At 66.5% G+C, this 19457-nt stretch carries 15 protein-coding genes; 5 read left to right on the top strand and 10 right to left on the bottom strand.

Features of this window, described 5'->3' with window-relative positions:
- Positions 1–70: 70 nt before the first annotated feature.
- Together M1L36_RS12935 and M1L36_RS12930 are read right to left on the bottom strand one after the other, a co-directional pair.
- Entirely contained in the window at positions 71–2044 is a 1974-nt protein-coding gene (locus M1L36_RS12935; protein ID WP_250874170.1) for a 3-hydroxyacyl-CoA dehydrogenase/enoyl-CoA hydratase family protein, read from the bottom strand.
- Positions 2045–2125: 81 nt separating this feature from the next.
- Positions 2126–3829 (bottom strand): acetate--CoA ligase, encoded by a 1704-nt coding sequence (locus M1L36_RS12930; protein WP_250874169.1) that lies wholly within the window; start codon positions 3827–3829, stop codon positions 2126–2128.
- Positions 3830–4036: 207 nt separating this feature from the next.
- On the opposite strand from M1L36_RS12930, the gene M1L36_RS12925 reads away from it, so the two are divergent.
- The 4 genes from M1L36_RS12925 (at position 4037) to M1L36_RS12910 (ending at position 6894) form a co-directional block, all read left to right on the top strand.
- Entirely contained in the window at positions 4037–5212 is a 1176-nt protein-coding gene (locus M1L36_RS12925; RefSeq protein WP_305794513.1) for a thiolase C-terminal domain-containing protein, read from the top strand.
- Complete coding sequence (locus tag M1L36_RS12920; protein WP_250874167.1) at positions 5209–5622, top strand: Zn-ribbon domain-containing OB-fold protein; 414 nt, start codon at positions 5209–5211, stop codon at positions 5620–5622. Before M1L36_RS12925 ends, M1L36_RS12920 begins: the two co-directional genes overlap by 4 nt.
- A gap of 205 nt (positions 5623–5827) precedes the next feature.
- Positions 5828–6163 (top strand): EthD family reductase, encoded by a 336-nt coding sequence (locus tag M1L36_RS12915; protein ID WP_250874166.1) that lies wholly within the window; start codon positions 5828–5830, stop codon positions 6161–6163.
- Positions 6163–6894, top strand: coding sequence for an SDR family oxidoreductase (locus M1L36_RS12910; RefSeq protein WP_250874165.1), 732 nt, complete (start codon positions 6163–6165; stop codon positions 6892–6894). The genes M1L36_RS12915 and M1L36_RS12910 overlap by 1 nt, the downstream gene beginning before the upstream one ends.
- A gap of 302 nt (positions 6895–7196) precedes the next feature.
- On the opposite strand, the gene M1L36_RS12905 is transcribed toward M1L36_RS12910, so the two are convergent.
- Positions 7197–9143, bottom strand: coding sequence for an archaea-specific SMC-related protein (locus M1L36_RS12905; protein WP_250874164.1), 1947 nt, complete (start codon positions 9141–9143; stop codon positions 7197–7199).
- 137 nt (positions 9144–9280) lie between these two features.
- A complete protein-coding gene (rdfA, locus tag M1L36_RS12900) occupies positions 9281–9919 on the bottom strand; it encodes a rod-determining factor RdfA (RefSeq protein WP_250874163.1) in 639 nt (212 codons plus the stop codon).
- A 187-nt stretch (positions 9920–10106) separates the two neighbouring features.
- On the opposite strand from rdfA, the gene M1L36_RS12895 reads away from it, so the two are divergent.
- Positions 10107–10706 (top strand): preprotein translocase subunit SecD family protein, encoded by a 600-nt coding sequence (locus tag M1L36_RS12895; RefSeq protein ID WP_250874162.1) that lies wholly within the window; start codon positions 10107–10109, stop codon positions 10704–10706.
- A 70-nt stretch (positions 10707–10776) separates the two neighbouring features.
- On the opposite strand, the gene M1L36_RS12890 is transcribed toward M1L36_RS12895, so the two are convergent.
- The 6 genes from M1L36_RS12890 to M1L36_RS12865 form a co-directional block, all read right to left on the bottom strand.
- The gene (locus M1L36_RS12890) at positions 10777–13470 is read right to left on the bottom strand and encodes a PEP/pyruvate-binding domain-containing protein (protein WP_250874161.1); all 2694 of its coding nucleotides are present in this window, start codon (positions 13468–13470) and stop codon (positions 10777–10779) included.
- A 124-nt stretch (positions 13471–13594) separates the two neighbouring features.
- Entirely contained in the window at positions 13595–14881 is a 1287-nt protein-coding gene (gdhB, locus tag M1L36_RS12885) for a glutamate dehydrogenase GdhB (protein ID WP_250874160.1), read from the bottom strand.
- 3 nt (positions 14882–14884) lie between these two features.
- Entirely contained in the window at positions 14885–15028 is a 144-nt protein-coding gene (locus M1L36_RS12880; RefSeq protein WP_250874159.1) for a rubrerythrin-like domain-containing protein, read from the bottom strand.
- A 156-nt stretch (positions 15029–15184) separates the two neighbouring features.
- Positions 15185–18073, bottom strand: a complete 2889-nt coding sequence (locus tag M1L36_RS12875; protein WP_250874158.1) for a bacterio-opsin activator domain-containing protein — start codon at positions 18071–18073, stop codon at positions 15185–15187.
- A gap of 134 nt (positions 18074–18207) precedes the next feature.
- Positions 18208–18567 (bottom strand): group I truncated hemoglobin, encoded by a 360-nt coding sequence (locus M1L36_RS12870; protein ID WP_250874157.1) that lies wholly within the window; start codon positions 18565–18567, stop codon positions 18208–18210.
- Positions 18568–18655: 88 nt separating this feature from the next.
- Positions 18656–19291 carry a helix-turn-helix domain-containing protein gene (locus tag M1L36_RS12865; RefSeq protein ID WP_250874156.1) on the bottom strand — a complete coding sequence of 212 codons (636 nt, stop codon included), beginning with the start codon at positions 19289–19291 and terminating at the stop codon, positions 18656–18658.
- Between the last annotated feature and the right edge of the window lie 166 nt (positions 19292–19457).

Below are 19457 nucleotides of genomic sequence, written 5' to 3'. Positions count from 1 at the left end.
GAACGAGTCGATGGTCGTGTTTCGACAGTTCCGTAGCGGAATGAGACTGGCGTCCTGTCCGGTCAGTTGACTACCGCTCCCACCGCGGAGTCTCCTTGTTCAGGAACGCGGCGAGTCCGTGCCGCCCTTCCTCGCTCAGCAGTTGTTCGGCGAGGTCCTCCGCGGCGTCCTCGAACCACTCGTCGACGAGGTCGGCTTCGAGACCGGTCCAGGTCGACTTGATGAGCGCGTTCGACCCGGGGGCGTTAGCGGTCGTCGACCGAGCCAGTTCTCGTGCGACGTCGGTCGCCTGGTCGCCGTCGAGGACGTAGTTGAGGAGGCCGATGTCCTCCGCTTTTCGTGCCGTCACGAGGTCACTGGTCATCGCGAGTTCCAGCACCGACTTCTTCCCGAGGTTCGTGACGCCGTAGGTCGCCCACATCGGCGGGAACGCACCGATCTTCCCCTCGGGCTGGCCGAACCGACTTCCGGACGAGGCGACGGCCATGTCGCTCAACAGCACCATCTCGCAGCCAGCACCCGTCGCGACACCGTCGACGAGACTGATGGTCGGCATCGGGTGAGTTCTGAGGTCCTCGATGGCCGGCAGCAGGACTTCGCTGAGGAACTCCTTCCCCTCCTCGACGGTCTCCCAGTCGAGCATCTCCTGGATGTCGTCGCCGGCGGAGAACGCCCCGCCGCTGCCACGGAGGACGGTCGCCCGGACCGCGTCGTCTTCGCGGGCCCGCTCTAGCGCCGACCGAAGCCCGCGCCAGGCCCCCTCGTCCATCGCGTTACGTTTCTCGGGGCGAGAGAACGTGACGTACGCGACGAACTCTTGGCGCTCGTACTCGACGCTCCCGAACGTCTCCTGGTCGTAGTCGTGGTCGTAGAACCCCTCGCCGGTGGCCCAGCCGAGACGACCCTCCTCGACCATCTCGACGAGCAGGTCGTGAGGGCGGTACTGTTCGCGGCCGGTCTCGTCGTACAGTCGCTGGAGCGTGTCGACGATACGGTCGACGCCGTACTCGTCGGCGAACTCGAACAGGCCCCGTGGCCAGTTCATCCCGATCTCCATCGAGGTGTCGATGGCTTCCTTCGTCGCGACGTCCTCGTCGAGGAGCCAGGCGGCGGCGTTCACCGCGCTCGCGATCATCTGCAGCGGGTCGTACTCGTAGCGACGGTCCATCGGGATGTCGACCCGCGAGTACTCGCCGGGTGCGGGGTAGTCGTAGAACCCGCGGCCGCTCTTCATCCCGTAGGCGTCGGCCTCGACGCGGTCACGGTGGGTCTCGGAGATGACGACGGGGACGTCGCGGTCCTGCAACGCCTCACAGACCATGTAGAACACGTCGATGCCGGCGAAGTCGAGCACTTCGAACGGCCCCATCGGGAAGCCCAGCCGTCGATTCGCGGCGTCGACCGCCTCGAAGTCGTGAGTCCCCTCGTCGACGACGCGCAGCGCCTCGCTCCAGAAGGCGTAGTTGATGCGGTTCAGGATGAACCCCGGCACGTCCTTTCGCACGACCACCGGCGTCTTGCCGACGGCCTCGGAGAGCGCGACCGCGGTGTCGAGGACCTCGTCGCTGGTCTCCTCGCCGCGAATCACCTCGACAATCTCCATGAGCGGGACGGGGTTCGAGAAGTGCATCCCGACGACGCGCTCGGGATGGTCGGTCACCTCGGCCATCTCCGTCACGGGGAGCGTACTCGTGTTCGTCGCGAGGATTGCCGACGGCGGGAGGAGACGGTCGGCCGCCTCGAAGATGTCGCGCTTCAGTTCGATGCGCTCGGGGACGGCCTCGACCATCAGGTCCGCCCCGACGAGGCCGTCTTCCTGGTCGGTCGTGGTCGTCAGCCGCTCCATGACGGTGTCGGGGTCCTCGCCCAACCGGGCGAGACTCTCGGCGATGCGGTCGGTCGCCGTCGCGAGTTGGTCGGGGTCGACGTCCACGAGTGTCACGTCGTACTCGTTAGTCGCGAACACCTGGGCGATGCCGTGGCCCATACTCCCCGCCCCGACGACGGTCACAGTCTCGACTGGCGCACCGCTCGAATCAGCCATGCTCATTGGGCACAGTTCGAGAACTAAAACGTTTCGACGGGCGTGGGTCGGCTACGGGCGTGACGTTCGAATCACGCCCACCTACTCGTCGTGTCGCGTCTGCAGGTCGGCACGACGAATCTTCCCGGTCGCCGTCGTTGGGAGCTGGTCGATGAACTCCAGTCGGCGGGGGTACTCGTACTTCGCCAGGCGGTCTTTGACGTACTGCTGGAGCTCCTCGGCGAGTTCGTCGGAGGGTTCGTAGCCGTCGGCGAGCTGGACGAACGCTTTCGGAACTTCCCCGCGCTGTTCGTCCTCGACACCGATGACCCCGACGTCGGCGACGGCGTCGTGGCCCGACAGGCTGTCTTCGATCTCCTCGGGGCCGATGCGGTAGCCCGAGGAGATGATGACGTCGTCCTTCCGACTGACGAACTCGAGGTAGCCGTCCTCGTCGAGCGTGCCGAGATCCTCGGTTCTGAGCCACCCGTTGCGGATCTTGTTCTCCGTCTTCCGGGGTTTGTTCCAGTACTCCTTGAAGCAGGTCGGGTTGCCCTCGTACTTGAAGCCGATCTCGCCCACCTCTCCGGTCTCGACGGTTGGTTCGGCGGTCTCGGGGTCGAGGATGGCGATTTCCTGGCCGGGGGCCGCCCGGCCGATTTTCCCGCGACGCATCGGGAACAGCGGCGCACAGCCACCGACGACCATGTTCGCCTCCGTCTGCCCGTAGCCTTCGTGGATGTCCGCCCCGGCGAACGTCTCTTCGACCCAGTCGACGATGGTGCCGCCCAGCGACTCCCCGCCGCTGGTGATGGTCCGGACGGTGCTCACGTCGTGTTGTGCCGCCAGTTCGTCCTCCTGCATCATCATCCGGAGGGCGGTCGGCGGAATCCAGAAGTTCGTGATGGAGAACTCCTCGATGAGGCCGAACACGTCCGCCCCCTCGAACTGCTTGGTCCACCCGACGGTGGGCATCCCGTAGAACAGCGCCGGCAGCAGGACACAGCCGAGGCCGCCCATCCACGTCCAGGAGGCGGGCGTCCAGTAGACGTCGTCTTCGGTCATCTCCATGCTGACGAACCACGAGGCGAACAGCGGGAGGTGTCCGAGCAGCATGCGGTGGGCGTGACGGACGCCCTTCGGGTTCCCCGTCGTCCCGCTCGTGTAGAAGATGGTGAGGTCGTCGTCGGGGTCAGTCGCCACGGTGTCGAACGATTCGGGGTGACCATTCAGCGCGTCCCAGAACTCCAGCTCGCCGTCGTCCTCGCGCGGTTCGACGTCGCCCACGGTGAGCACCGTCTCCAGCTCGTCGAGGTCGTCGGCGACCGACCGGTAGACGTCGACGGTCGACTCGTCGACGAGGCAGGCGACCGCACCGCTGTCGTCCAGACGGTAGCGAAGGCCGTCGGTGCCGAACAGCGTGCTCAGCGGGACCGAGACGGCACCGAGCTTCCACGCCGCCAGGTGGCCGACGACGGCTTCGGGTTTCTGCGGGACGTTCACGCCGATGCGATCGCCCCGCTCGACGCCGCGCGACTCGAGGAGGTTCGCCAGCTGGTTGGCGGCCCGCTGGAGCTCACCGAACGTGTACTCGCCCTGGTCGTGTGGGTCGTCCCTGATGAGGAGCGCGGGCCTGTCGGGGGCCACCTCGGCCCACCGGTCGCACGTGTAGGTCGCGACGTTGAACTCGTCGGGAATCTCCCACTCGAACGCCTCGTAGAGCTGGTCGTAGTCCTCCCAGTCCTGTTCGTGGAAGTGGTACGCCTCCAGCTTCGGCGCGATGGCGGTGTCTGGAACTGTGTACATCGGTCTCTTGATCCTCAGGCGAGTGTTACCACCTACCCAATTAATTGTGCCGGTGCTTCGCACTGGGAAGCGGTCCACCGCGCTCACTCGATACCGTTCGAGGCAGCAGTGCAGACCCGAAGTGGAACTCCCGGCGTTCTCGCAGGTGTCGTCGGCCCGGTCTGTCCGGGCGGAAGTTACTTGTACGCACCTGCAATGTGCTAGGATATGGCAAGAGCATCGGTCGTAGGCATTGGCATGACCGACTTCGGTGTCTACACGAAGCCAATCGCCGAGCTGTTCGCCGACGCCGCGCTCCCAGCGTTGGAGGAGGCGGGCGTCTCGAACGCCGAGGTGGACGCGTTCTACTTCGGCAACGTCCTCGGCGGGGCGATTCTCAACGAGACGCACCTCGCACCGCAGGTCGCCTCGCACGTCGGGCTTCCCCCGGGGACGTCCGTCCAGCGCTACGAGGACGCCTGTGCGACCGGGTCGCTGGCCCTGAAACACGCCGTCCGTGCAGTCGAGACCGGCGAGCACGACGTCGTCCTCGTCGGCGGTGCGGAACGATGTACGCCCGCGGGCACCGGCATCGAGACCTCGGAGATGACGCGTATCTTCGGCAGCGGCGCGCACAGACAGTACGAGCAAGCGCCGGGGATGACGACGGCGAGCGTCTTCGCGCTCCACACCCAGCGACACATGCACGAGTACGGCACGACCGAGGAGCAGCTCGCCGAGGTCGCCGTCAAGAACCACTACCACGGCTCGATGAACAGCCGTGCCCAGTTCGGCGACGAGACGACCGTCGAGGAGGTCCTCGACAGCCCCGTCATCGCCTCGCCGTTCCGGCTGCTCGACTGCTGTCCGTTCTCCGACGGTGCGTCCGCGGTCGTCGTCGTGAGCGAGGACGCGGCCGAGAGCTACGGCGTCGACCCCGTCGACATCGCCGGCATCTCCCACCAGGCGAACGCCTCGCCGGTCGCCGACCAGCCGAACCCGCCGTCGACGGCGATGGTCCGCCGAGCGGCCGCGGACACGTTCGACCAGGCCGGCTTCGGCCCGGACGAAGTCGACGTCACGGAGGTCCACGACTGCTTCACCGGCGCCGAGATTCTGGCGCTCGAAGCGCTCGGACTGGTCGAGGACGGTCGGGCCGGGCCGGCGACCGTCCAGGGCCGCACACGAATCTCCGGGGACATCCCGGTCAACCCCTCGGGCGGGTTGAAGGCGAAGGGCCACCCCATCGGCGCAACCGGGACGGCCCAGATCGTCGAGTTGACCGAACAGTTGCGCGGCGAGTCGGGCGACCGCCAGGTCGGGGAGGCAAAGCGGGCACTGGCGCACAACGTCGGCGGCATGACCGCGACGGCGGTCGTCACCGCACTGGAGGCTCGCCCATGAGCAACGATACCGGCGCTAGGTCGGACGCCACCGAAGAGAACGTGGACGACCGCCTCACACACGACCGGTGGGCGGCGGCGCTCGAAGCGGGCGAACCGCTCGGGTTGCGCTGTGGCGAGTGTGGCTACGTGACCGCGACGCCCAAGGCCGCCTGTGTGCGGTGTGGGAGTCGGGACGTCGCGACGGTCTCGCTCCCGACGACGGGGACGGTCTACACGAAGTCGACCATCGAGGTCGCACCCGGGGCACAGGGGAGCGGCTACCAGATCGCGCTCGTCGACCTCGGCGATGCGCGGATGCTCGGCCGTATCGCCGATGGCCAACGTGTCGACATCGACGACACCGTCGAACTCGCCGACAGCTACGAGTACGACGGCGACCTCGTGGGGGTGTTCGAACCCCGCCAGTGACCGACCCCGACCGGTCGAGAAGGTCGACTCGTCGAACGACTATCGGGCGACGTCGGCGTAAGGCACCGACGTCATCGGAGGGCACATCGCGACTGCAGTGATGCCGGTGGGCACCCAGAGGCAAATTCGTACGCGCCGAATCGGTTCGAACCGAACAATTTTGGGAAACAGTTATCATTCGAGACTCTATTTGGTAATCCGTCACATGTACACACTGTACGCACTGTGGACGGCACCGAGTGACGACGACGTCGATGCGTTCGAACAGCACTACACCGAGACCCACGCGCCGCTCGCCGCGTCGGTCCCGAACCTGAACAAGCTGGTGACGACCCGTGCGACCGAGGGGTTGGAGGGTGGCGACCCGGCGTACTACCGCGTCGCGGAGATGGAGTTCGACTCGCTGGAGGAGCTCCACGAGGCCGAGGAGTCCGAGGAGTGGACGAAGGTCCGTGAGGATGCCGGCGAACTCATCGAGGAGTTCGGCGTCTCCCTCGAGGTGGCCATCGGAGAGAAGCAGGTCACCGAGGGTGACAGCTGATGGCGATCCTCCTCACGGGCGGGTCGAAAGGCATCGGTCGCGCCATCGGCGAACGGTTCGCCGAAGACGGCGACGACGTGTTCATCAACTACCACAGCGACGACGACGCGGCGAACGAAGCCGCTGACGCAGTGGAGTCGGCCGGCGGGAGCGCGTACCTCGTCAAGGGGGACGTCTCCTCGCCCGAGGGCGCGCAGGCCGTCGTCGACGAGGTCGCAGCGGAGACCGACCACCTCGACCAGGTCGTCCACTGTGCGGTCGACCCGCTGTCCTCGCCCGTCATGGAGGTCGACCCCGAACGGTTCACCGAGGCGGTGACACTCAACGGCATCGGACTGTTGTACGTCGCACAGGCGGCGTTCCCCCTGCTCGGCGAGGGGAGCACCATCTTCTTCATGTCGAGTCGTGGCAGCGACACCGTCGTCCCCGCCTACGCCGCACTGGGCACCTCGAAGGCGTTCGGCGAGTGTCTGATTCGGTATCTGGCCAAGGAGCTCGCCCCCCACGGCATCCGGGCGAACACCGTCGCCGCGGGACCGCTCGACACGGAAGCGATTCATTCGGTGCTCGACGACGCAGAGGAGCGCCTCGCCGCCGCCGCGGAGGCGAACCCGAGCGGTCGCGGACTGGCGTTCGACGACGTCACCGAAGCGGTGCACTGGATAGCGTCTCCAGAGGCCGAGATGGTCCAGGGGCAGTTGCTGTTCGTCGACGGCGGCCTCTACCTCTGAGTCCACCACTCGTCGGAAAGCAGTGAGAGCCAGGGTCTCCCCGCGGACGGACCGAGTCGAGACCGACGCCGGTTGGTCGGCGCTCTCTACCAGCAGTCGGTCCCCGACTGTCGGTCACGTCGAGCCCCCGTAGCAACCTTGAAGTGACACTTCGTAGTACTGGCTCGAAAAGACAGTTCTCTACACCACGCCGTGTCCCAGAGCAGGGGCCGAAGGACGCTCGTGGTCGTCGACGCGACTCTGAGCCTCTCGGCGACGGACGTTCGACGATAGCACTCCAAGTCGAGCGGCCGTAGGAGCGTTCAGATGTCGGTGATGCGTGTGTAATCGTCGTCCAACGCCTGCGCGTCCTCGGGGAGGAGCGCGACGATGAGGTACTCGGCGTACTCGGCCATGTACGTGACGAGGTTGGCGATGCGCTCGGAGTCGATAGCTTCCAGGGAGTCGAGCAACACGAACGGGACGACCTCGTGGACGTCGTGGACCAGGTAGCCCGCGAGCGCGAAGACGAGGCCGGTGACCTCGCGCTCGGACTCGCTCAGGTGGTCGATGGTGTCCTCGTAGCTCGCCCCGGACCGGGTCGACCGGACGACGTGGAGTTCGAAGAACGTCTTCGAGACCTTCCGTCGGCCCTCTCTGACCTCCCGTTCGACACGGTCGATCCAGATGCGTTCGAGGTTGTCGTACCCGAGCATCTCGAGGACCGAGTCCATGTGCGTGTTGAACTCGTCGACCGCCTCCTGCTCGATGCGGTCGATGCGTGTTCGAAGGTCGGTCAACTGCGTGGTGACCTCCTCGCGTTCCGCTTTGAGGTCGCGCTCGTCGGCGATGCGGTCCTCGATAGACGCGATGCGTTCGGTGACCTCCGCGAGTGTCGACTCGCGCTGGCCGATTTCGAACTCCAGCGTGTTCGCGGCCTTGTGCAGTTCGAGCACGTCGCCGAAGTCGTCCGTCTCGAGCGCTTCGACCTCGGCTTCGAGCGCGGAGACGTCCTCGCTGCGCTCTTCACGGTCGGCTCTGAGCGCGTCGAGACGGTCGCGTCGCTCCTCAAGTTCGGCCTCGGTTCTGTCGAGTCTGTCGGAGAGGGACTCACGGCGCTCTCGGCGCGCTCCTCGTTCCCGGCGCTCGCTCTCCAGTTCCTTGAGGTCCGACTCGATAGCGCGGACCGCTTCGAGACGTTCACGCCGAAGGTCGCGGAGTCGGTCGAGCGTCGCTTCGATTCGCTCCGGTTCGACCTCGGAGCCGCAGGTCCAGCAGACGACGGTATCGTCGACGAGTTGGTCGGTCACCGACTCCGAACTCGGCTCGCTGTCTGTCAGCAGATTCTCGGCCGCTCCGCTCTCGTCGTCGTCGACCATCCCCTCGTTGAACTGGATGAGGTCCTGAAGCTCTCCGAGGTCTCGCTCCAGTGTGCTCTTCCGGTCCCGGAGTCGGTCGAGTTCCGCGGAGAGCGAGCGACCGTCGTCGTCCGGTTCGGGAAGCGCTTCGAGGTCGGCTTCGAGGTCGTGGCGTTCGCTTCGGAGCGACTCGATGCTCTCCTGTTGGACGTCGATGTCCGAACGGAGCCGTTCGAGTTCCGAACGAGCGTCTCGGAGCGCCTCCAGACGGTCGTCGAGTTCCGCCTGCTCGCTCCGACTCTCGTCGACGGTCGCGTTGAACTCGTCTATCTCCGACTCCTTCCGCACGAGTTCGGCACGCTTCCCCTCGATCTCGGATTCGAGGTCCGCACGACGGGCCTCGAGGTCGGGGAGTTCGGTCTTCTGCTCGGCGATAGCCGCCAGTTCGTCGTCGATTCGGTCGCGTTCGGTCTCCAGGTTGTGAATCTCCTCGTGGATGGCGTCGACGTCGACGGGCCGCATGATGAGCGCTCGGAGGTCGTCCGCGCGCGCGACGGCTTGGCGAGCCTCGTTCGACTCTAGCAAGAACGCGAACAGGTCGGCGAGGGTCGGGTCCTCGAGGTACGGGTCACCCGTACTCGTGACGGTTCCGCCGTCACGAGAGAGCGTCCGTGTGTACGTCTCGCCGCCGAACTCGAGTTCGACGGTTCCCTCCGTGGCGTCGCCCCGCACCGAGACATCGTCGCTTCCGACGGCCGCCATCACCGCCTGCATGAACGAGGTCCGGTTCGTCGCGTTGCGCCCCGTGAGAATCGTCACTCCCGGTGGGACGTCCACCGTCGTCTCGACGATGCCACCGATGTTCCGGGCGTGAAACGACGCGATGGCACCCGTCGTGTTCTTCGATTCCATAGTACGGTCAACAGGGTTGCCGACGAAAAGGGTACTGTTGCCCGACCGACCACTCGTGAGGAGCCATCCTCGTACGCGCGGAGACGACTGTCACCGCCGACCGCCGTCCGGCGTCCGCCGGTGGCCCCCACTGACCGTCACGTGTCGGCGTCGCAGTCACAGCCGCCGCGTTCGAGCAGTTCCGCGACACCGTACTGTGCGCCACAGTCCTCACAGAGGACGTCCACGTCGACGAACAGTCGGAACTCACCGAGCGTCAGGTGGTCGGCCTCGCGCAACTGGCCGAGACTCCGCTCGGTCACCGACTGCGTTCGCGACTGGAGACGCTGGACGGTCTGGCGGACCTTCTCGGGGCGGTCCTCGTCGCTCGGCTCCGAGTACTCGGCGTCGCGGTACTTCGTGAGATACGACCGGATGGCCTGGTAGGTGACGAAGTCCCGTTCGAGTTGGTCGACGTCCACACCCGTTCGTTCCAGTCGGGCGCTGGCTTCCGTCTGGACGCCGCTGGAGACCTCGTCGTCGGTCAGGAGGCGATAGAGGTTCTCGACCTCGCCGTCGATGGGGGACTCCCCGGCGTCTTCCAGCGCCGAGCGGAGGAGTTCGCGGTTGAAGCGGTCGGCCAGGTCGCGGAGACTGAGTCGGTCGTCGCCCTCGGCGGTCCAGCGCGCTTCGAGGTGCGCGCCGAACGACGACCCGAGGTCGTAGGCCTCGATGAGCCGGGCGACCTTGCTCGAGGACCGGCCACCACTCCCTCGGCCGGGGTCCGTATCTGTCATCTCGTCTCTCTGAAGTGGCCCGACCTTTTTAGCCGAACTGGTCGCGCGTTCGTGTGGCACGGTCGGTCGTGACGTACGACGGCCCCACGGATGGGGTCGGTCCCGAGCGCCGACCCTCGGCGGCTCCGGGGATGGCTCGAACCAGTTCACCAGAAAACATATCCGCTGTTGGGGAGAAAAACTGTCAATGCCCTCACGACGACAGGTCCTCGCGGTGGGTGCCCTCTTCGCGGTCGGCGGTTCGGGTTGTTTGAGCGACTCACCGAGTGACGAGACGAGCGAGACCGAGATGGCGACCGATGCCCCGAACACAGGGGCGTCCGACCGAGATGACGGGACGACCACCACGGAAACGTCGACGACACAGACCGCAACGGCGCGCGGCGACACGCCGATGACCGACATGAACGACACGGCCAAGGGGAGTCGACTCCAGATGACGGTCACTCACGACGGCGAGGAACGCGACCTCGTGACTGGCAGTGCGGTCGATACGGTCGACGACATCGAGCGGGACGCCAACTCGAATAAGTTCGTCGTCCCCATCACACTCACCGACAGCGGAGCCACCACGTTCACGAACTCACTCGAAGCGTTCGGCGCGTTCGAAGAGCCGACGGCGTACGAACTCAGCACGTACTTCGACGGCGAGCGCATCACGACCGCCACGCTCGGCGAGAGTCTGGCAAGGGTGATGGAGTCCGGCGAGTGGGACGGGCGGTTCGTCGTCAGCGTCGCTGACCGAGCGACGGCAGAGCGTCTGCGGGAGTCATTCGCCGCCGAGTGAGCCACTGATCGGGCTGATTCGACGACCGGGGACCACGAAGGAACAGTCTTGGTCGTGTGCTGGCCGCGGACTACTCGACGTCGAGCCGTTCGACGGTCCCCTGGCTCCCGTCGATGCGGAGGCGGTCGCCGGTCTCGAAGAACGTCGTCGCTCCCTCGACGGCGGCGACGGCGGGGAGACCGTACTCGCGAGCGACCAGCGCGCCGTGGGTCATCCGCCCCCCGACCTCCATCACGAGGCCCGCAGCGTTGAGAAACAGCGGGGTCCACCCGGGGTCGGTCGACGGAGCGACGAGTATCTCGCCGTGGGCGAGCGTCTCGGTCGTCGGGTCGCGGACGACGCGGGCGTACCCCTCGACGACGCCCGCAGAGACCGGCGTTCCGGTCAACACGTCGGCCCTATCGGGGTCGGCGACAGCGCCCGTGGGCGTTTCGCCCTCGCTCGTGACGACCGGTGGTGCGGTCATCACGGCGACCCGGTCGTGCTCCCTGCGACGTCGTTCGACGTTGACCGTTGTGGGACCGTCCCTCTCGAGTGCGGCGAGGAGTTCGGCTTCGCGCAGGAACCACACGTCCTCGACGTGGTCGAGGTGCCCCTCCGCGACGAGGCGGCGACCGGCCGTCTCGACGACGTCGTGTGCCGCGGCGAAGTAGAACGCGATTCCGTGTTTCGGATACTCCCGAAGCTGGATGCCACCGCGATAGGTCCGAACCAGTCGGTCGACGAGTCGGCGCTGGAGCGGGCCGAGAACGCCTCGTGCAGCCCGGTGGTCGAGGTCGGCGGCTGCAGCGACGGCCTCGCGGTCGAGTCGAGACAAGTGGTCGACGTGCGTGCCCGCGGTGTCGTGTTCGAGCGTGCTCCGAACGGTCCCGAGCACCGTCCCCGGGTCGTCTCGCCAGCGCGGGCGACTGACGTCGATTTCGCCGCTGGCGCGATGACCGAACGTCTGGAGGAACGCCTCGACGTCCTCGACGAACGCCTCGCCGCCGTCGACGGTGGCGATGGTGTCGAGGTCGTCGCCTCGCTGTAGCGCCGTCAACACCGCCGGTGACCCTCGAGCGCGGTCCGCCAGGTCGCCGAGTTGTTGGTTCATCCGGGTCACTACCTCCGCCTCGAAGCCGCGACCGAGTGCGTCCACTTCCGCGTGGGCGTCCGGGAACCACCGCCGAAGGAGTCGCCCCGCGAGGACGGCAGCCAAGAGGTGCCCGCCGATACGCGGGACGGGTTCGGTGAGCACTCGCGAGACGTCGAGTCGGTCGAACACCGCCCGCGTCCGGTCCGCGAGCGTCGTCGGTTCGTCGAGTTCGTCGGCGAGCGCGTTCCCCCACGCCGTCACCCAGGCCAGTTCCTCGTCGGGGTCAGGCGGCCCATCGACGAAGTCGGAGACGACGGTTCGCGCTAGCCCACCGACGACCGAGCGGAACTCGCCGGTGGCGAACCGAACCACCCGAGCGACTGACCGTGCCTCCGCCGTCGGACGCTCCTCGGAGAACGCCTCCGGTCGTCGTCGGAGCAGTTCCCGGAGTCCGTCGGCGACCGGTTCGTTGGCGACGGAGATTCGGTCGGTGAATCGGTCGCGGAGCCAGCGGACACGGAGTACGGGTGTGACGTCGACGTAGACCCGTCCACCCGCTGCGGCTCCCAGCGCTCCGGCGTCCTCCCCGTCTACGAACGCCGCCACACCGCGGTCGAAGAACCCCCGCCAGAAGTCGAGGACGAGTGGCGGCATCGCCTCGGGCATCGCCTGGACGTGGCCGAAGCTCAGGTAGGCGTGGAGTGCGCCGTCGTCGGGCGTCGGCGTCGGCAGGGGGAACAGCGAGGTGATGGGGCGAGACTGCAACACGACGAACGACCCGTCGACGAGCGCCCACTCGACGTCCTGTGGCCCGCCGAGGCAGGCTTCGACTCGTCCGCCGAGGTCGACGAGCGTGGTCAGTTCCGCGTTCGTGAGCGCACGGTCCGTCCGTCGCTCCGCGGGGACGTCGACCGTCTCCGTCCCCGATTCGCCGCGGCCCTTCGTCCGACGCGTTCGACGTTTCTCGCCGACTTCGTACGCGATGAGTTCGCCTGTGGTCCGGTCGACGCGAGCGTTGTCGGGCGACACGTCGCCGGCGACGACGGTGTCGCCGAGACCGTAGTTGGCGTCGACCGACGCGACGCGGCGGTTGCCGGTGACGGGGTCGGCAGTGAACAAAACGCCCGCGACGTCCGGTTCGATCATCGCCTGCACGACGACGGCCATCGCGACGTCGTCGTTCGGCACGCCGTTTCGCAACCGGTAGGACACCGCTCTGTCGGTGAAGAGACTCGCCATGCAGTCGAGGACGCGGTCCGGGACGTCCGTGTCAGCCACGCCCAGGAACGTCTCGTGCTGGCCGGCGAACGATGCTTCCGGGAGGTCCTCGGCCGTCGCACTCGACCGGACGGCGAACGTCTCCGCGCCGAGTGCCTCGACGGCCCCACTGATAGCCTCGCGGACCGCCGACGGCAGCCCCCGCTCTCGAATCGTGGTTCGGACCGCCTCGCTGCGTTCGGCGACGTCCACTGTGGCAGTCGGGTCGAGGTCGTCGAGCGTCGAGATTTCGGACTCGGTGGCCTCGTCGACGAGACGTTCGAACGCCGCAGTCGTCACACAGACTCCCGGTGGGACCGGGAAGTCGGCGGCGACGAGGCGCGCGAGGTTCGCTCCTTTCCCACCGGTCCGGCCGTGTCGCGTCGCCAACGGGTCGCCCAGCGAGGCGACGAACGGACGCTCCGACGTCATCGACAGGTCACCGCGACCACACGGGTGGGTTCGTTGGGGCTACACTCGTCCATCGAACGAACGCAGGCGACGAACCCGGATGGTTCTGTCGGGGAATCGAACGGATAAGGAGCGTGCGGCCCCCTCAGGGCCAGAGTCCCCGGGAGTGGTGGGCCTCGGCGATCCGCGAGAGCGCGACGGCGTAGGCCGCATCACGCCACGACACGTCCTCGGCTTCGACCACGTCGCGGACCGCGGTCCAGGCTCGCTGCATCTCCGATTCGAGTTCGTTGCTGACGCGTTCGAGCGACCACGCGCGGCGGTTGATGTCCTGGAGCCACTCGAAGTACGAGACGGTCACCCCGCCCGCGTTCGCGAGGATATCGGGGACGACCGGAATCTCGCGGTCGTCGAGAATCGCGTCCGCACCGGAGGTCGTCGGACCGTTCGCACCCTCGACGACGAGCGACGCCTGGACGGCGTCGGCGTTCGACTCCGTGATGACGTTCCCGACCGCAGCGGGAACGAGGACGTCGACGTCGAGTTCCAGCAACTCCTCGTTCGAGATGGCGTCGGTGGCGTGTTTCGTGACGGCTTCCGGCTCCTCGTCGTGGGTCGGAATCGACGCGATGTCGAGTCCGTCGGGGTCGTAGACGGCACCGTTGACGTCGCTGACGGCGACGACGTCCGCGCCCCACTCGTCGAGCAAGCGTGCGGCGTTCGCCCCGACGCTTCCGAACCCCTGGATAGCGACCGTCGCTCCGTCCACCGACTGCCCGTAGTGGTTGCAGGTCTCCCGAGTGACGATCGCGACACTGCGCCCCGGTGCTTCCTCTCGGCCGAAACTCCCACCGATGTTCGGGGGTTTGCCCGTGACCACGCCTGGGGTCGTCTCTCCTGCCTGCATACTGTAGGCGTCCATCATCCACGCCATCGTCTGGGCGTTCGTCCCCATGTCGGGAGCCGGGATGTCTTGATTCGGCCCGACGACGGCTCGAATCTCCTGTGTGAACCGTCGGGTGAGTCGTTCGGTCTCCTCGTCGCTCAGCCGCTTGGGGTCGACGACGACACCACCTTTCGCCCCGCCGAAGGGGATGTCCATGACGGCACACTTCCAGGTCATCCACATCGCGAGACCGACGCACTCGTCGCGCGTGACGCCGGGGTGGTACCGGAGTCCACCCTTGAACGGACCACGGACGCTGTCGTGTTGGGCGCGGTAGCCTCTGAACACCTCGACGCTGCCGTCGTCGAGCTCGACGGGAACGGCGACCTCGGTTACCTTCGCGGGGTAGTTGAGTCGCTCGGCGATACTCCGGTCGATGTCGAACTGCTCGGCGGCGTGGTTGAGCTGTCGGCGCGCAGTCTCCAGAGCGGGCTCATCGTCGGGCGCGCCGTCCGAGTCTGTCGGCTGTTGTCGGTCGGTTCCCATGGACTACTCGAAGGTCACCAGGCGGCTCCGCATCGTTCCGCTACAGTCCGGACACGAACTGGGACACGACTCTGCGGTCACGATGGTCCCGCAGTTGAAACACTCGTAGGCCGACTCCTCTCCGGGGTCGTACTCGACGTCTCTCATCACTTCGGCTGTAGTTCGCCGTGACCCATCCGACTACTCGTTCAACACAGAACACTCGCATGGGTTTGGGGTTCTATATTCAACCCTCTACTCCGAACGACAGCGCCACCGTCTCACGAGGAGTTCACACGACATAGCCGACGGTCTACGGGTGGCTCACCCGTTCGTCGCCGGGAACGCAGCGACGCCGACCTCGTCGAACAGCGTCGAGAAGAGCTTGCGTTGGACCGTCCGCGAGTGTCGGTAGAAGGCGGCCGGCGAGATGTCGAGTGCGGCGGCGACGTCCTCACCCGTGCTCTCGCGGGGCGATTCGAAGAATCCGCTGTAGTACGCCGTCTGGACGACTTCGAGCTGTCGGTCGGTGACCTGTTCGAGGAACCGCGAGTGGAGGTCCCGCGTCGAGGACTCTTCGAGCGTCCGTTTCGAGCGGAGGTTCACTCCCGCGACCGAGTTCGAGAGCAGTCGTGTGATGTGGCGCACGTCGACGGTCTCGGGAACGTCGACGAGGACGGTCGTGCCGTCCTCGCCGGCAGTGACGCGCTGTACGACCGCTCCGTGGTCGGCGAGTCCGAGTGCGAGAAACGGCTGGGCGACTCGCAGTCGAACGACGCCACCGGACTCGTCGGAACTGATGGGCTGGACTCCCTCGACCGAGACGAGCGAACTCGCAGCCGTGACGACCGCGTCGACGGGCGCTCGCTCGACGCCGACGAAGATGTCGCTCCCGTGTTCGGTCTGCTGGACACCGCCTCGATAGGTGAGTTCACAGCCTGCCGCGTCCGCGAGTCGCGAGAGGACGAACGTCGGGTCCTCGACGTCGAACTCGACGCGCGTCACCGAAGTCGTGAGTAACGCGTTCTTGCGCTCGATGGCACTCGTCGCGGAAGCGATGGTCTCGCCGAGTTCGGCGAGGACCTCCCTCGCCGTGTCGTCGAACGCGGCCTGGGTGTCGGCGTACACCGTCAGAACGCCGTAGGTGAACTCATCGTAGGCGAGCGGGACGCTCAGTACCGAGAGGAAATCCCGCGAGAGGGCGTTCGAACGCCACGACTCCTCTCGGAGACGCGCCGGAACGGTATCGACGGTCGTCACGGTCTGGGTCGCTGCGGTCCGGCCGGCCGGTTCGACCGCCGACTCGGCGATCGTGAACGTGGTTTCGTCCAGGTACCCGCGCTCGTCGCCGGCCCACGAGCGTGGTTCGAGGACGTCGTTGGTGGAGTCGACGACGCCGATCCACGCGAACGAGAAGCGGTCGTCGTCGGTCAGCAGGTCACAGACGGCGTGTTCTATCTCGACGCGCGTCTCGGCTCCGACGAGCGCCTGGTCGATCTCGCGGATGATCTCGTTGATGCGGTCGAGCGCGGTGAGTTCGGCGTTCCGCCGTTGCAGTTCGCGCTCCTGATGTCGGAGTCGCCCCTCACGTCGGACCCGGTCGAGTGCGGCTTCGGCCGTGGCAGCCAACAGGTCGGTCAACTCTCGGCTCACCGCGTCGAAGCGACCGACGGCCGACGACCCGGCGACGAACACACCGTGGTCACCGAGCGGGATGTACGCGACACTGCGGAGGTCCGTCGCACGATTGTCGAGTCGCTCGGAGTCGTGGACGTCGTCGAAGAACAGGGGCTCGTCGTCGAGAAAACAGTCACTGACGAGGCCGGCGTCGTCGGCCCGGACGGACGGAAGCGGCCCGTTCAACTCCCGCATCCGGGCGGACTGTGCGACCGGTTCGAGGTGGTTCTCGTCGGCGTCGAACAGGTACACCGCGCTCGCGTCGAGGTCGACGACACCGGGCGTATCGTCGACGACGTGCTGAGCGATCTCGTACGGCGTCTCCGCGTACAGAAAGTCACGCGCCGTCCCCTGGAGGGTCGCGAGCGCCTCCTCGCGCTGTTTGCGCTTCGTGATGTCACGACAGCTGTAGAGGAGGCTGCCGTCTTGAATCGACACCTCGCGAACGTTGACGAGCAGCGTGTGTTCACGCCCGGCTTTGTCCGTCGCGGTACACTCGATGTTCTTGAGGACGCCCTTCGCGGCGAGTTCCTCGCGGTCGAACAGGTCTTCGCCGAGCAGGTCGTCGATCGGCTGCCGGCTACGAATCTCCTCGTCGGTGTATCCGAAGATGAAGTGGACGTTCGGACAGACGTAGGTGTACTCGCCGTCCTCGTCGGTCATGAGGACCGTGTCAGTCATGTTGTTGAGCGTCACTCGGTGAAGCTCCTCGGACTGGCGGAGCTCTCGCTCGAGCGTCACACGCTCGGTGATGTCGACGCCGTCGACGACGATCGAGACGAGTTCGCCGGCACCGTTGTGGACGGGCCGCGCGGAGAGTTCGACGACGCTGGTCGACTCGCCGGCCGACGACCGCGTGACGACCGCGTGGCCGAACGCCCCGTCCAGTGCGGTCTCGACGACGCGCCGAACGTCTGCTTCGATTGCCTCGTCGTGAGACCAGCGGGAGAGCGTCCAGAACGGGTCACCGACGACTGCCTCGACCGGCTCTGGAACCCGATTCCGGGCCGTCTCGTTGGCCCGCGCGACCGTCCCGTCGGGGTCGAGCACCCACGTCGCTGTGCGAGTGTCGTGGAAGATGGCGTCGAACTGGCGGGCGCGGTCCTGCCGTGTCACCGACCGCTTGGCACGACGGATGCTCCGGTCGATACGAGCGCGGAGGTCGCCGAACTGCCCGTCGAGCGAGCCGGCGGGTGACGTCTCCAGCGCAACGTAATCGGAGACGCCGGCCCCGATCGCGGCGCTCGCCGTCGCCTCGTCGCCGTCGGCCGTACACACGACGACCGGGAGCGCGGTCGTCTCCGCACGAATCGACGCGACCAAATCGACACCGGTCGACGAGCCGAGGTCGGCCGCACAGACGACACAGTCGACACGGTGCTCTCTGACGGCTTCGAGTGCTTCCGACGCTGTAGCTACCGCATCGACGGTCGCTTCCGTCTCCGTTTCGAGATACCGCTCGAACGACGCCATCCACCCCGACTCTCCGACGAGTAGAACGTGCGTCGAACGGAGAGCGTTGACCGACGAATCCATTGTTGAATACTGAACCCCCAATCCCGTTGAAACTACCGGGGCGGGGGGAGCGACGTCGCGCGTGGCGCTATCGCCGTGGACGTCGCTCCCGAGACGCTGACTTTCGAGTCCCCCCGAAGTGGTGATTCGAGTCGCTACTGGCCGACGACCGGCGGTTTCAACGCGACGACCTCCGACATGATGGCCGCGACGTTGTCCTCGTCCACGCCGGCGTCGAGGAGCGCCGCTTCGAGGTACCCGCCGACAGCGTCGAAATCCTCCTCGGTGATGTCGAGGTGGCTGTGTGCCTCCCGCATGTCCGCCCCCGTGTACTCGACGGGACCACCCGCGACCGAACTCACGAACTGGACCTGATGGGCACGGAGTTCCTCCATCTCCATCCCCTCGAAGTATTCCACGAGGTCGTCGTCGGACAGTACCCGGTCGTAGAAGTCGTCGACGACGGCTTCTACGGCGTCTCGGCCGCCAATCTGACTGTAAATCGTCTCCGACATCGTTCGTCCCTCGACCCGCCACCGGAATAGTGCCTCTTCCTATCCCGAGGGGGTCTTTAAGTGCGGATTGCGCCGCGGTCCCTCCAGCTCAGGCGGTGAGCAGCTGGTCGAACAGTTTCCGTTGAGCAACCGCGAGGTGCTCACTGAACGTCGCACCGCTGATACCGAGTTGGTCGGCGACGTCCGTGCTGTCGACACGCCTCGGAGTGTCGAAGTACCCCATCTCGTGAGCGGTCGCCAACGCTTCGTACTGCCGGTCGGTGAAGGCGTCTCGCTCGATGAACAACAACTCGTCCGTCCCGTCGGCCGACGAGCGGGTCAGCCGCCGGAGGCGGACTGTCCCGGTACAGGATTCGAGGTCTGCGACGACGTCCCGGACGGTCTGGACACTCGGAGCGACGAACGAGAGGCAGAGTGACCCGTCGTCGGCGCTGACCGTCCGAACCGGACATCCGTGGTCGGGGATATGCCCACAGGGACAGTCGGCCTCCTCGGTGACGAACCGGTGGATTTCGCGTTCGCCATCCGCGAAGACGACGTCCGTGCCGTGGTCCTCGAGTTCGCCACTCGGTCCGTCTTCGACCGTCAGTTCACCGACGACGCCTCCGCCGACCGCACGGGGGGTCGTGTGAATCGACTCGACTTCGCACTCGGTGCTGATGGCGGAGACTGGACACGTCTCGACACCGTCGACCACCACCTCGACGTGGACGCCAGCGGTCATCGCTCGCCGTTCGACTTCACCGGAGTAAGATGTGGTGGATTCTGATTCGGTGCCGAACACGGAACTGGTGGGCCGTCTCCGGTCGCCGCTTCGACGGCCCCGAAGTCCAGAGAGAGTCCGTATCGGTGGTCTCGACTGACTGGGTCGCCGAGTCAGCCCTGGTTCC

It is taken from the genome of Halomarina rubra (assembly GCF_023699475.1).
Classification (GTDB): Archaea; Halobacteriota; Halobacteria; order Halobacteriales; family Haloarculaceae; genus Halomarina; species Halomarina rubra.
The sequence above is the reverse complement of the archived record's forward strand: the minus strand, read 5'-3'. Positions and strand labels throughout refer to the sequence as shown.

What these genes read in the sequence shown, in the direction of transcription:
- M1L36_RS12935 (WP_250874170.1), bottom strand. Translation starts at nt 2,044, where the DNA reads ATGGCTGATTCGAGCGGTGCGCCAGTCGAGACTGTGACCGTCGTCGGG.
- M1L36_RS12930 (WP_250874169.1), bottom strand. Translation starts at nt 3,829, where the DNA reads ATGTACACAGTTCCAGACACCGCCATCGCGCCGAAGCTGGAGGCGTAC.
- M1L36_RS12925 (WP_305794513.1), top strand. Translation starts at nt 4,037, where the DNA reads ATGGCAAGAGCATCGGTCGTAGGCATTGGCATGACCGACTTCGGTGTC.
- M1L36_RS12920 (WP_250874167.1), top strand. Translation starts at nt 5,209, where the DNA reads ATGAGCAACGATACCGGCGCTAGGTCGGACGCCACCGAAGAGAACGTG.
- M1L36_RS12915 (WP_250874166.1), top strand. Translation starts at nt 5,828, where the DNA reads ATGTACACACTGTACGCACTGTGGACGGCACCGAGTGACGACGACGTC.
- M1L36_RS12910 (WP_250874165.1), top strand. Translation starts at nt 6,163, where the DNA reads ATGGCGATCCTCCTCACGGGCGGGTCGAAAGGCATCGGTCGCGCCATC.
- M1L36_RS12905 (WP_250874164.1), bottom strand. Translation starts at nt 9,143, where the DNA reads ATGGAATCGAAGAACACGACGGGTGCCATCGCGTCGTTTCACGCCCGG.
- rdfA (WP_250874163.1), bottom strand. Translation starts at nt 9,919, where the DNA reads ATGACAGATACGGACCCCGGCCGAGGGAGTGGTGGCCGGTCCTCGAGC.
- M1L36_RS12895 (WP_250874162.1), top strand. Translation starts at nt 10,107, where the DNA reads ATGCCCTCACGACGACAGGTCCTCGCGGTGGGTGCCCTCTTCGCGGTC.
- M1L36_RS12890 (WP_250874161.1), bottom strand. Translation starts at nt 13,470, where the DNA reads ATGACGTCGGAGCGTCCGTTCGTCGCCTCGCTGGGCGACCCGTTGGCG.
- gdhB (WP_250874160.1), bottom strand. Translation starts at nt 14,881, where the DNA reads ATGGGAACCGACCGACAACAGCCGACAGACTCGGACGGCGCGCCCGAC.
- M1L36_RS12880 (WP_250874159.1), bottom strand. Translation starts at nt 15,028, where the DNA reads ATGAGAGACGTCGAGTACGACCCCGGAGAGGAGTCGGCCTACGAGTGT.
- M1L36_RS12875 (WP_250874158.1), bottom strand. Translation starts at nt 18,073, where the DNA reads ATGGATTCGTCGGTCAACGCTCTCCGTTCGACGCACGTTCTACTCGTC.
- M1L36_RS12870 (WP_250874157.1), bottom strand. Translation starts at nt 18,567, where the DNA reads ATGTCGGAGACGATTTACAGTCAGATTGGCGGCCGAGACGCCGTAGAA.
- M1L36_RS12865 (WP_250874156.1), bottom strand. Translation starts at nt 19,291, where the DNA reads ATGACCGCTGGCGTCCACGTCGAGGTGGTGGTCGACGGTGTCGAGACG.